This window comes from Mannheimia glucosida (genome assembly GCF_046267875.1).
Lineage (GTDB): Bacteria > Pseudomonadota > Gammaproteobacteria > Enterobacterales > Pasteurellaceae > Mannheimia > Mannheimia glucosida.
Map to the genome: position 1 here is coordinate 31,589 of NZ_CP176502.1, position 12,839 is coordinate 44,427.

General features: G+C 41.2%; 12 protein-coding genes. 5 read left to right on the forward strand and 7 right to left on the reverse strand.

Annotated elements, in window-relative coordinates:
* Positions 1-100: 100 nt before the first annotated feature.
* The gene (gene prc, locus ACJ7Z2_RS00175; protein ID WP_409500393.1) at positions 101-2,113 is read right to left on the reverse strand and encodes a carboxy terminal-processing peptidase; all 2,013 of its coding nucleotides are present in this window, start codon (positions 2,111-2,113) and stop codon (positions 101-103) included.
* Between the two features lie 85 nt (positions 2,114-2,198).
* The gene (proQ, locus tag ACJ7Z2_RS00180; RefSeq protein ID WP_409500394.1) at positions 2,199-2,735 is read right to left on the reverse strand and encodes an RNA chaperone ProQ; all 537 of its coding nucleotides are present in this window, start codon (positions 2,733-2,735) and stop codon (positions 2,199-2,201) included.
* A 326-nt stretch (positions 2,736-3,061) separates the two neighbouring features.
* Here proQ and ACJ7Z2_RS00185 point away from each other — a divergent pair, with 326 nt between their 5' ends.
* On the forward strand, positions 3,062-3,274 hold the full coding sequence (locus ACJ7Z2_RS00185; protein WP_006250370.1) for a cold-shock protein: 213 nt from the start codon (positions 3,062-3,064) through the stop codon (positions 3,272-3,274).
* Positions 3,275-3,331: 57 nt separating this feature from the next.
* Here ACJ7Z2_RS00185 and ACJ7Z2_RS00190 read toward each other — a convergent pair whose 3' ends face one another.
* Together ACJ7Z2_RS00190 and proC are read right to left on the reverse strand one after the other, a co-directional pair.
* Positions 3,332-4,489, reverse strand: a complete 1,158-nt coding sequence (locus tag ACJ7Z2_RS00190) for a 3-phenylpropionate MFS transporter (protein ID WP_409500395.1) — start codon at positions 4,487-4,489, stop codon at positions 3,332-3,334.
* Positions 4,486-5,304 (reverse strand): pyrroline-5-carboxylate reductase, encoded by an 819-nt coding sequence (gene proC, locus ACJ7Z2_RS00195; protein ID WP_409500396.1) that lies wholly within the window; start codon positions 5,302-5,304, stop codon positions 4,486-4,488. The genes ACJ7Z2_RS00190 and proC overlap by 4 nt, the downstream gene beginning before the upstream one ends.
* A gap of 76 nt (positions 5,305-5,380) precedes the next feature.
* On the opposite strand from proC, the gene rdgC reads away from it, so the two are divergent.
* Genes rdgC through argE form a run of 4 tightly spaced genes read left to right on the forward strand, consistent with a single transcriptional unit; the run spans position 5,381 to position 8,867 of the window.
* A complete protein-coding gene (gene rdgC, locus ACJ7Z2_RS00200) occupies positions 5,381-6,289 on the forward strand; it encodes a recombination-associated protein RdgC (protein WP_409500397.1) in 909 nt (302 codons plus the stop codon).
* Between the two features lie 19 nt (positions 6,290-6,308).
* Positions 6,309-6,914 carry a beta-phosphoglucomutase family hydrolase gene (locus ACJ7Z2_RS00205; RefSeq protein ID WP_409500398.1) on the forward strand — a complete coding sequence of 202 codons (606 nt, stop codon included), beginning with the start codon at positions 6,309-6,311 and terminating at the stop codon, positions 6,912-6,914.
* A 15-nt stretch (positions 6,915-6,929) separates the two neighbouring features.
* Entirely contained in the window at positions 6,930-7,721 is a 792-nt protein-coding gene (locus tag ACJ7Z2_RS00210; protein ID WP_154703350.1) for a DUF998 domain-containing protein, read from the forward strand.
* 3 nt (positions 7,722-7,724) lie between these two features.
* A complete protein-coding gene (argE, locus tag ACJ7Z2_RS00215; RefSeq protein WP_409500399.1) occupies positions 7,725-8,867 on the forward strand; it encodes an acetylornithine deacetylase in 1,143 nt (380 codons plus the stop codon).
* Between the two features lie 74 nt (positions 8,868-8,941).
* Here argE and ACJ7Z2_RS00220 read toward each other — a convergent pair whose 3' ends face one another.
* The 3 genes from ACJ7Z2_RS00220 to ACJ7Z2_RS00230 all read right to left on the reverse strand — a co-directional run bounded on the left by ACJ7Z2_RS00220 (position 8,942) and on the right by ACJ7Z2_RS00230 (position 12,835).
* Positions 8,942-11,551, reverse strand: a complete 2,610-nt coding sequence (locus tag ACJ7Z2_RS00220; protein ID WP_409500400.1) for an autotransporter outer membrane beta-barrel domain-containing protein — start codon at positions 11,549-11,551, stop codon at positions 8,942-8,944.
* Positions 11,552-11,650: 99 nt separating this feature from the next.
* Complete coding sequence (gene dolP, locus ACJ7Z2_RS00225) at positions 11,651-12,241, reverse strand: division/outer membrane stress-associated lipid-binding lipoprotein (RefSeq protein WP_409500401.1); 591 nt, start codon at positions 12,239-12,241, stop codon at positions 11,651-11,653.
* A gap of 9 nt (positions 12,242-12,250) precedes the next feature.
* The gene (locus ACJ7Z2_RS00230) at positions 12,251-12,835 is read right to left on the reverse strand and encodes an SIS domain-containing protein (protein WP_409500402.1); all 585 of its coding nucleotides are present in this window, start codon (positions 12,833-12,835) and stop codon (positions 12,251-12,253) included.
* Positions 12,836-12,839: the final 4 nt, after the last annotated feature.

Genomic DNA, 12,839 nt, shown 5'->3' on the forward strand with positions numbered 1-12,839 from the left:
AGGTTTTCACCCACTCTTCCTCTTAATATTTGCAAATTTATAAAAAAATAAACCGCTTAGCTCCGCTAAGCGGTACGTTATGTGCGCATTATAAACACATTTATGATTTTTTATCAAATTCTGACCAATCAAGCATCATCTGTTCAGCTTCTTTTAAGAAAAAGTCCGGTGCTTCATAGTCTTTTGGTAAATCATCAATATCTTTTAATGCTTTTTTGCCTTCACGGGCAAAACGGGCATTAATATCTTTTAGGCGCTTGCTTTCATCTGATTTATTTTCTTTCAGACGCTCTTCTAAATTTAACGATAAAAACTTACGCTCATCACGTTCTTTTCGAATCGCAATATTCTCGTTTAATACTATAAACTCTGGGTTTTTAGCAATACGCTCTTGATGTTTCGCTGTTAATGTAGCAACTGCCTTACGAGCATTCCCAGCCTCTTTATAATTGGCTGCTGGAATTTTATCCCAAGGAAGCGCATTATCTTCAAAACTTTCACCTGTTTTTGCAGCATTAATGATTTCCGGGAATTTAATATCCGCCTCAACCCCTTTTAGCTGGGTACTTCCACCATTGATACGGTAGAATTTTTGAATCGTATATTGGATAAAACCAAGAGGCTCTTGATCCAAATCATATACAAAATTCAATGAACGGCTCTGTTGAACAGTTCCCTTACCAAAGGTTTGTTGCCCTACAATAATTGCACGGTTGTAATCTTGCATTGCCGCAGCGAAGATTTCAGAGGCTGAAGCACTATGGCGATTAATCATCACCATCACTTTTCCATCATAAACTGATTTTGATTCCGGATCTTCGTGTACTTTGATACGATTGAATGCGTCTTGTACTTGCACTACAGGCCCATCTTTAATAAATAAACCGGTTAATTCAATCACTTCAGTTAACGAACCACCACCGTTTTCACGTAAATCAATGATCAATCCTTCAACATTTTTTTTCTCTATTTGAGTAAGTAATTTACGTACATCTGAAGTCAAACCGATATAAAAAGTAGGGATCTTAATTACTCCTACATTTTTTCCATCTACTTTTTCTACCGTTAATTTAGCAGCACTATCCTCAATACGAACTTTATCACGCACAAGGGTAATAATTTTAGTTTTTCCACCTTTTTCAGGCTCAATTTCTAAACGAACTTTAGTGCCTTTTTTACCTTTGATTTTATCGACTACATTATCCAAACGCCAACCGATAACATCTTCAATCTCACCTCTCTCACCTTGACCTACACCGACAATTTTATCGCCGACTACCAGCTTCTTACTTTTAGCGGCAGGGGCTCCTGGCACTAATGCTCTAATGCTGGTTACATCATCTTCTTGGGTTAGCGTTGCACCAATTCCTTCTAGCGACAGATTCATGCTCTCTTGGAACGCTTTTGCCGCACGAGGAGACAAATAGCTAGTGTGGGGATCGATCTCACGAGAGAATGAATTTAAGTAAGTTTGTAAAATATCATCAGCCTTAACTTGAGTTAAACGCTTAATCGCAAAGTTATAACGTTTAGTGAGTGTTTTCTTAATTTCAGGCCATTTTTTATCTTTAAGATATAAATTGATAATATCGTTTTTAACTCGCTGCTCCCAAAGTGTATTTGCCTCTTCTATACTTTTTGGAAATGCGGCCTTATCACGGTCAATCTCAATTTCATCATTCCCTTTTAAGTCAGGCTCTTTATCTAGTAAAGATAAGGCATAGCTATAACGCTCATAACGACGTTTAGACATTAACTCATACATTGCAAATGCTGCATCTAATTTACCAGCATATAAATCATCATCTAATGTTGCAGCATATTTACTACGCATTTCATCAATATCGGCTTGAAGAAAAGTATTATGAGAAGGATCAAGCCAATCGACATAGCGGTTAAAAATCTTCCCCGCAAATTCATCATTCAGTTGAAATTTATGATAATGCGATTGAGTTAATCGGGCTGTTACACGCTTGGTTGATAAGCTGTGCTGCTCATTAGGTTTTGGCATCACAATCACACTTTCTTTAATGTCCGGCTGAACGGCAAAAGCGTTTCCTACCATTAAACCTAGGGCTAGGGCAAAAATTTTATTTAATCTTGTTAATTTCATCTTCTTTTCCAAATAATCAAGCAGTCATTTTTTTGCAAAAGTTTACTAAAATCCGACCGCTTGTAAGCACAAAGCGACTTGAAAACTATTTACGACCGAATTTATCTGCTAATGCAGCTAATTTTTCTTCTGAAGCTTTAGGTAAATTATCTATTGCTTTTTTCGCCTTAAATTCTGCACGCTTTTTCGCATTTTCTTCACGTGCTTTCTGTTTGAAGTACTCTTTACGTTGTGCTTTACGCTCTTGTGCTTTGCGTTCTGCAACCACCGCTTTCGCAGCAGCCAAAGCTTCTGCGGCGTGAGTAGCTTCGTCTTCTGTTACCACGCCAACTTCTTCACCCTGTAAGCCGACACGAGCAACATTAGCTTGGCTGGCAGCTAAGTAACGCCAAGAGTTAGTATAATTCCGCAATACTTGGCGTAACAATGTTTTACTGACTTTCTCATCATTTTTTAAAGCGTCTGCTAATTCTTGGAAAAGCCCAACTTTCAATGGTTTTACTTCACCTTCAAGCGTGAAACAAAGCGGAAATTTCTCCGCTAAATAAGCAATCACTTCCTTGGTACTTGGATTGGTTTTATTCTGAGTTTGTTCTACTTTTTGCTCAATTTGCTCTGACATAATAAGTCCCATTTAATAAAAATCTGATAATTAGATAAGTGAAAATCTAACTGGATACTATATTTGATTTATAAGGCTTCGTCCATATAAATTCCACATTCCGTTTACAAAAGAGATAGACTCTTTTTTCATTTGAATGTTCATAAAAGTATAAAAATGATTTGCTTAAAAAATGAATAAGTGGTGTAATGACTCAAGCTGTTCGTGCGTTAAAATAGTTGAATCTTTTTAGTTATTTTCCTCAAGGCAAGTGATTGATAGATACGTCTGTAATATCCCGTTTAGCTATCTTTTATCACTTTTTTTATTTATATAAGGAAAATTTTATGTCAGCAATTACCGGTACAGTAAAATGGTTCAACGCCACCAAAGGTTTTGGTTTCATCACCCCTGATCAAGGTGGCAAAGATGTATTCGTACACTTCTCTGCTATCGAAGCAAACGGCGGCTACCGCACATTAGAAGACGGTGCTAAAGTGCAATTTGAAATCCAAGATTCAGAACGTGGTGCTTCAGCCGTAAACGTAAAAACAATCTAATTTTCAGCAAATTCTACGAATTTCGATAAAAATGCCGACAACTTGTCGGCATTTTTACTATCTATTAATCTGCACTTCAAACCTTTTCGGTACAATAAAAATTGCCGGCAAAGCAAAAGCTGCCATCAGCCAAAATGTTAGGTTTGGTGAGTATTGATACAGCATTCCGGCAATAAAGGTAAATACTGCCATAAAAGCACAGCTTGCCAAGCCAAAATAGAGACCTTGTAATTTCGTCACACGCTCTGCCGATTGCATCGAAATATAGCGAATCATCGCAATATGAGCCGCCCCAAAGGTAATGGAATGTAGCATTTGCATTACAATAATCAGTACAACCTCAGTGGTACTACCCATTATTGCCCAGCGAATTACTGCAAAAGCGGCAGCTAAAATCATTAAATGGCTGATTTTCCACGATTTAAACAAACGTTTAGAGACCAAAAAGAATAAGATTTCCGCTACCACTGCCAAGCCCCAAAACAGGCTGGTCATTGCGGTTGAAATACCGGCATTCGACCAATGAATGGTACTGTAAGTGTAATAAGCAGCGTGCGAAGCTGAAATTAACGATACTGCAACCAACATTTTTAAGGTTTCCGGCTCTTTCAATAATTGGCGATAAGTTACGCTCGAAGTATTGGCTTTATTGCTCTGTTCTTCAAACCCGACTTTTGGCGTGGCAAACTGCCCTATTCCTAAAAAAATCAAGAAACCGATAATAATCCACACCACCGAATTTTCACCAAGCAAGCCGATAAGATAGCCGGCAGAAAGTGAGCCTACCACAAACGCCATTGAGCCGAATAACCTTGCTCTGCCGTAATCCAGCCCGATCTGATGTTGCCAAATTGAGGCAATGCTATCGGCTATCGGCATTGCCCCCGAATTGAACATTTGAAACAACATTAACACCGGAAACAGGAGCCAAATGAAATCCCCTGAAAATAACAACGCCACCGCAGCCGCAATATTGAGCCAAGTTAAACTGCGGGCTGTGGGAATAAGCTGGTTCACGGTTTTTACCCGTTGTGAGGCAAGCATACTGCCGGCAAAGCGGAACAAATAGCCCACGGCGGCAAATAAGCCGATCATTTCAGTCGAATAGCCGTGATGTTTAAGCCACACCGGCAAAAACGGCAACAACACGCCATAGGCACAAAAAAAGCCAAAGTAATTAAATGCCGCCCATTGGAACGGGGAAACTTTCATCATAACGATTGCTCCATCTCTCTGGCTCGATGAATTGCCGCCCACATTGCATCATCAACGGTTTTAGCAAGATCGAGCTGCTCAAACACCTCAAGGGCTTTCGCTGTTGTACCACCCTTTGAGGTCACATTTTCCCGCAAGGTCGAAAGTGGCGTAGTCGGGTTCGCTTCCACCAATTTCGCCGCCCCCAAAGCGGCAGATTGTACTAGCATTCTTGCATCTTGCTCGGAAAAGCCCATTTGCACCGCACTTTTCTGCATTGCCTCCATAAAACGGAAGAAATACGCCGGGCTTGAGCCGGTTATCGCAATGATGTGGTTGATTTGCTCCTCGGTTTCCACCCAGTAACATTTGCCAACGGCTGACATCAACTGTTCGGCAAATTGGCAAGCGGTCGGATTTACCGATTTTTTTGCAAATAATCCGGTCATTCCCTCACCAATTAAAGACGGGGTGTTTGGCATCGTGCGAATGATATTTTTCACACTTGGCAACAGCGTTTCCAAGCGTTGCACCGAAATGCCTGCTGCTACTGAAATCACCCATTTGTTGGAAAAATCGACATCGGCAAACTCGGCACACACTTCTGCCATCATCTGTGGTTTTACCGCTAGCACGATCACGTCCGCCTGTTCCACCGCTTCACGATTTGCAAAATTTGTCGCAATACCGACCGCTTGCAGCTCTGCTCGGCGAGCTAAATTACTTTTATTACACGCAATGATTTGTTCTGCGGCATAACCGCTTTTTAATAAGCCTTGAATAATCGCATACGCCATATTGCCGGTGCCGATAAAGGCAAGTTTTTTCTCGTTCATTCGCAAATTCTCTACTGTGTTGGGTTGGGGTCTGTTAGAATAACCCTATTCTACACCCGATAAAGGATATGCAAAAATGGTTTGGTTCAAAAATGTGATGATCTATAAATTAACCGGCGAGCTAGCGTTGGAAAGCAATCGCCTTAACGAGTTACAGCAAGAAACCCGCTTTACCCCTTGCAGCCAGCACGATATGAGCAAATTCGGCTGGGCTACGCCACTTGCCGGCTCGGATTTACTGCATTTCTCACAAGCGAACCAATTTTTGCTGATTTCACACAAAGAAGATAAATTATTGCCTGCCAATGTAGTGAAAGCTGAAACCGAACAGCGAATTGCCGAACTGGAAGAAAAAGAAGCTCGCAAGCTGAAAAAAACCGAAAAACAAGCAGTGAAAGATCAGGTCGTTTCTGCCTTATTGCCTCGAGCGTTCAGCAAACATCAATTTACCGCCCTTTGGTTAGATTTAGATAATCAGTTGGTTTATGTGGATGCAGCCTCGAGCAAACGGGCGGAAGATACGCTGGCGTTACTGCGAAAAACACTTGGCTCGTTGCCGGTTGTGCCGATTTCCTTTACCCTACCGCCGGCAGAGGTAATGACGAATTGGATCGCCAAAGGGCATACGCCAAGTTGGTTGAATTTATTGGAAGAAGCAGAGCTGAAATCTTTCGATACCGACAGCATTATTCGCTGTAAACGCCAAGATTTAGAGGCAGAAGAAATGGTCCAACACTTACAAGCGGGCAAATTTATCACAAAACTTGCAATTGAATGGGAAGGGCATTTCAGTTGCGTGTTAAATGAAGATGCTACACTCTCCCGCCTGAAATTTGCCGATGAAGTGCGAGAGAAAAATGATGATATTCTCAAAGAAGATGTGGCTCAACGCTTTGATGCCGATTTCTTATTAATGACCGAAGAGCTAAAACTTTTCACCGAAAAAATGATTGCCGAATTTGGCGGAATTAAATCCAGAATTTAGAAAAAATTTAAGGAAAGCAATGTTAGATCAAACCATTATCGACCAATATGACGCCTTAATTTTTGATATGGACGGCACATTAATTGACACGATGCCGAGCCACGCCAAAGCGTGGGAAAAAGTAGGCGAAGTGTTAGGCTACCCAATCAATCCAAAGCCAATGTACGAACTGAGTGGCTCAACCACTTTTGTGATTGCCCGAGAAATAATGCAACGCTCCAATATCCCCGAGCATTATTTTGAGCAAGTGGTACAACTAAAACGGGAATTTGGGATTGAAATGGTGTTAGCCAATGCCATTCTGTTGCCTGCCTTTGAGATTATTAAAGCTAACGTTGGCAAAAAGCCAATGGCAATCGGCACAGGCTCACACCGTGCAATGGTGGAATTATTAGACCAAAAATTTAACTTACGTCAATATGTTTCGGTTATTGTAGATTCTGATGATGTAAGCAACCATAAGCCAGATCCTGAAACATTTTTAAAATGTGCGGAAAAACTTGGCATTGCCCCACACCGCTGTTTGGTATTTGAAGATGCCGATTTAGGCGTGCAAGCCGCACTCAACGGCAATATGGACGTATTTGATGTACGCACGAATACGATAACTCACGCAACCCGTTAAAAATGATAGGTTTATATGAAAACAGAATGGATTAAACATTTAATTCAACAATTAACCACGCTTTCCAAAGCCATTGAAAACTACTTTACCAGCGGTTCATTTGGGGTGAAATTTTACCCTTTTCTAATGCACCCTTGCTTTCGCAAAAGCTGTGCCTTTTTAATTTTTATTATTGCAATGGTATCGAGCTTTAGCGGATTATTTTATTTGGTGGCGGAACACATCACGATTTTATTTAGCGAAAGATCGCTCACCACTTACTTCCACCATAGTACCCTTGAATTGATGATTCCGGTCGGCACAATGATAGACGAAAAAATCAGCCAATTATCACCACTTTCAGTGGTAATGCGTTCAATGTTTGTGCTACAAGCGGTGGTTTTTTTCTTTATTTATGCAATCGGCATCACTCACGTTGCTCAAAATAAATTGCGGGTAATCGGCTTATTGCTTTCGCTATGCTTTGCAATTGGCTGCTCGCTGGTTGCCGGTATTCAGCCAAGCAGCCGTGGCGAGTTCGGCATTTACAATTTAGGGGCAAGCATTACATTTTTAATCGGCAATTTAACGCTGATCATCGTAGGTTTCGATCTCTATCACCCATCAATGCAATTTTTTAAACGCTTTAGTATTGGTGCGGGCGTTATCGGGGCAATCTGTATTTTAATCACAATTTTCCTGCCAACCCTGTTTAGCCCGTTAATTGAGCGAGCAGGTATTTACACCATTATGCTGTGGGAAATTTTAGCCGGTTTTGCCATCATCAAACGCCTGTGGAAATTACCCTCATTCAGACAACAAGGATAACCAATGAAACAGATTCCCTTTATTCAACGCTATTCGCAACTGATTGAGCTGCCAACCATTTCCAGCCTTGTTGCCGAAGAAGATTTATCGAACCGTCGTTTGATTGAATTACTCGCCACTTGGCTGGCAGATTTCGGTTTTAAAACTGAGATTTTAGCGGTGGAAGGCAGTCGCAATAAATACAACTTACTTGCCACCTATGGCGAGGGTGAAGGCGGATTATTATTGGCAGGGCATACCGACACCGTACCGTTTGATGAAGGAAAATGGAGCTTCAACCCATTTCAATTAACCGAAAAAGAGGGCAAACTCTACGGCTTAGGCACGGCAGATATGAAAGGCTTTTTCGCCTTTGTGGTGGAGGTGGTGAGCCAACTCGACCTAACTCAAATCAAAAAGCCGATTCGCATTCTTGCCACCGCCGATGAAGAAACGACTATGCTGGGGGCAAAAACCTTTGCGCAACATACTCATATCCGCCCGGATTGTGCCATTATCGGCGAGCCGACCTCGCTCAAGCCGATCCGAGCCCACAAAGGGCATATTGGCGAATCGGTTCGCATTACCGGCAGAAGCGGACACTCCAGCGACCCCGCCAAAGGCATTAATGCCATTGAGCTAATGCACCAATCTATCGGTTATTTAATGAAAATGCGTGATGAACTGCAAGAGAAATACCATAATCCGCTGTTCCAAGTCACCCACCCGACAATGAACTTCGGCAATATTCACGGCGGAGATGCGATTAACCGCATTTGTGCCTGCTGCGAATTGCAATTTGATATGCGACCTCTGCCGAATATGGCGGTACAAGATTTGTATGCAATGGTAAACGAGCATTTAAAACCGATGCTGGAACAATATGGCGATTTAATCGAAATCCGCCATTTACACGATGGCATTCCGGGCTACGAATGTGAACACTCGGCACAAATCGTGCAAGTAGTTGAAAAGCTACTGGGCGAAAAATGCGATGCCGTCAATTACTGCACCGAAGCTCCTTTTATCCAACAACTCTGCCCAACACTGGTGCTAGGCCCCGGCTCCATTGAACAAGCCCACCAGCCCGATGAGTTTTTGGAAATGAAATATATTGAACCGACAAAAGAGCTATTGACTAAATTGATTTATCATTTTTGTAGATAAGATCAAAATAGGGGCAATTTCAATTGCCCCTACCTTGTACAAACGGTTAAATCTGCCTGATTTTTTGCAAATAATTACCACTGATAACGATAATTTGCTAACACACTAAGTGGTTGCTTAAATTTGCTACCCGAAGTAATTGAAGCCTCTAAGCCTAAGCGGTGGTTACTGCTACCTGCCGTTAAACCCAATGCAGTTTGCACTCTGCCTTTATTTTCTGCCACATCAAATTGATATTGATTCACTCGTACTTTTGCATTATTCGCTTTTTCAGTAATCGCATTCACTTCCGCATAAGGTTGTACATTCCAGCCATTATTCAACGTAAAACTTTTTGCAACACGCACGCCGGCACGAGCAGTAAAGAGATTTAAACGGCTCTCATCAGCTTTTCCGTTAATGGTATGATAAGCAAGCTGAGCTTGTGGCGTAATGCTCCAATCATAACTTAGTGCAAAACGTTTCCCTATTTCACTTGAAAGGCTCAACGCATTGTATTTACGTTTTTCACCAACAAATTTAGCGGTTAAGTGTTCATATTTGGCAATATTATCCAGATACCAGCCTTGTTCATTTGCAAAAGTTGCGTATAAACCGACCGCTTGTGAACGTAATTTGCCTTTACCATATTCGCCGTTAAAATCCACATCGGCACGGCTTGTACCTACAAATCCGCCTAAACGCAGATGATCATTAACAGCACGATCCGCCCCAATTTGTAAACTGTGAGAATCCATCTCAAAACCTGAAGAACGGCTATCTACCGCTACATTTTGGGCTTTAGCTTCACTTCGGCTATTGGTATTTTTTACCCATACATTGCTGGATTTATCTGTTTTCAGCTCGCCTAAACGCTGATGAACCCCTTGCAAGTTTTGACTGAGTAATACGCCCTGAGCTTGGCGGAGAGAGACAAGAGCGTTTGTTTTCTCACTTAATGTTTTCAACACAGGAGCAACAACAGGTTGGCTAGGCTGTGTTGGTTGAGGTTGTGTCGGTTGAACAACAACCGGCTGAGTTGGAACTACAGGTTTTGGCTGAACCGCTGGCTGAGTTGGTTCAGTAGATGCCGGTGTTACAGGCTTAGCAGGGAGCGTAGGCTGAGTAGGGTTATTTTTAACTGGTTCAGCTTGGCGGTTTGCCAATACCCAATTTGTTCCCTCTTTGTTTAAGCGGTAACGATACGCCCCAGCATCCACATATTCACGATCTTTTAAGCTAAATTGAGCTTGACCCGTTTGAGTTTCAACTAACGTAACTTTACCATTCGCAGCCTTTGGCTCATTTCCGCTGTCTTTAATGCCTAATGTGAAACGACCACTATCTTCGCCTTTTACCACAATTTTGTCGGATTGTTGGTTGGCGAGATCAGTATTGAGATCGAAATGACCGTTGCCGATTAAGTAATCCGTAATCGTCAAAGTTTGGAATTGATCGCCCGTTTTTTGCAATGAGGTTGTGGAATTTGCCATTGCTAGTCCATTTAAATGGCTATCACCATTTACCGTCCATTGACTGTTTTTCATTGTAAGATCAACATTAGTATTGGCTTGTGTATCAATGCGAATATCTAATTCGTTATCCTCATTTTCATCGGAAACATCTCTCATATTCACAACTCTACCTGAGATCTTACTGCTCTCAACATTCACTGTTGTAGAATAATCACGAGAAAGCGGTTCTGTAGCTTCATTGGTATTTACTGCCACAAATAATTCTCTACCGGTAACATTGCTATGGTTGATATTCACAACACTATGAGCAGAAGTATAATCTTCATTTTCTTTATACCAATACGCGTCCGAAAACACCGCATAATTCGCATTCACATTACTATGATTAATATCTATTTTTCCTGTACCTAAGCTAGCAGCCACAGTTAAAATATCATTCGTTAAATCAATAGTACCTTGATTAAACTCAATAGATGAGCCTGACTCTCCAACCTCTAATGCAAATTGCAATGCATTAGAGCCAGTAATATTTACATTTTCTAATACTACCTTTGCATTATCACGAGCTAAAACTCCCGATGATTCAGGCGATAATTCAATTTTATGATTTTTAGCTGTTACTGTTGAACTATCATTTGCCCAAATGCCAGTAGCATCTCTACTTTTTAATATAATATCTGCGGAAGTTGTCACATTACTTTCACCGGATACATCAATAGTTACCAGCAATGCTTTCTCATCTTCTGATTCTCCTGCTTGTAATCTAACACCTGAATCAATCTTAGCATTCGCATTTCTGATAGATACAACATTAGCATTGTGACGACCACTATTAGCAACGGTTGCTGTCGTGCCTGATGGGATATATAGGCTAGCTTTTCTTTTGTACTCTAATTCAGCAAGAGAAAAAAAGTCTTTATCAGAATTACCAATTCCAATTAAAGAATTAGAACCACGGATATTATCATCAGGTGAAGGTATATTTTGGTAGTGCTGAGGAGTAACCGAAGCCTCTAGATCATCATTGTGCTTACCTAATTTAGTAGAATTTAGATACCAATAATATTCGGTATTAGTCTTACCATCAGCTGTGGTAGTACCAGACTGTAATGTTGAATAATAACAATCGGAACTCACAGAACAAGTATGATTAACTAAATCTGCATAAGCATATTGTCCTGCTAATGCAAGACTTAATGCACTTAATTTAAATAATGCTGTCTTTTTCATATCGTTTATTCCTATTTTATTAATAAAACAAGCGGTCAAATTTCCCTAAAAACTTGCAAATTAACGAAATAAGGCGAACACTAAGGTTCGCCTTATCAATTACTGTGCATAACTAAACACTTTTACCACTTTGGTTACGCCACCTACATTACGGGCGGCTTCGGCAGCGGCATCAGCTTGGTTTTGGCTGACTTTGCCCATTAAAAACACTTCGCCGTTTTCGGTGACGACTTTCACTTCGGTGGCTTTTACCTCGCCATTTACTAACAGTTTGGATTTCACTTGGGTAGTAATCCAACTGTCTTGTGTAATCTGTCCGAAGCCGATTTTTTCGCCTTGGCGGATTTCGTTATAAATTTCCGTCACACCTTCTGCCCCTGCGGCTAGGTTTTTCGCATTTTCCACTACGTCCATACTTGGTGCCTGCCCGATTAATAACACTTTGCCGTTGTAAGCCACCACGTTAATGCGGGCTTCTTGTTTGATTTGCTCGTCTTTATTAATGTTGTAAGCGACTTTTTCTTCTAAAATTTCATCATCAACTTGCGTGCCGGTGGTGCGTGGGTCTGTCGCCACTTTAGTTGCAACCGCAGCGGAAGTCACCACCGCCGTGGTGATACAACCTTGTAAAGAGATAAAACCTAATACTAATAGGCTGCCCTTTAATAGTTTATTTGCTAATGTGTTCATAGTCTCTCCCTACGAGAACAGTAAATGGTCGATAAGTTCACATAATAAATTCACATAAAAATGATGGCTTTCAATCACCCTGAGTTCATTGGTCGAAGGGGCTGAAATTTCAATATCACTTTCGTCTAATAAGCCGAGTGTGTGGTCATTTCGGCTGCCGGTAAAGGCAATAATATCTAAGTCTAAACCTTGATTTTTCGCAGTGTGAATAGCTTGCAGTACATTTTCTTCATTGCCGATGGGTGAAAATGCAATAAAAATATCCCCTGCTTTCGCCACTGCCTGTAACTGTTTTTTATAAACTGCCTCCAGCTCGTTATCTTGTGCAAATACGCCAGCTAATACGCCGGTTAATTGTAGCTGAACGGCAGCAAAACTCGGTCTTGCCAGCTCATAACGGTGAAGTAAGTGGCTGACCAATAATTCGGCATTACCGTAAGAGCGACCGTGTCCGCAGACGATAACTTTATCGCCACGCAACAAACAGGCAACAATGCGGTTTGCCGCTTCACTTAATTTAGCCGGCAATAGCTCAGCGGCGGAAATTTGGGTTTGAATACTTTCGGTAAATCTATCTTGGATTTTATTTAACATTCTT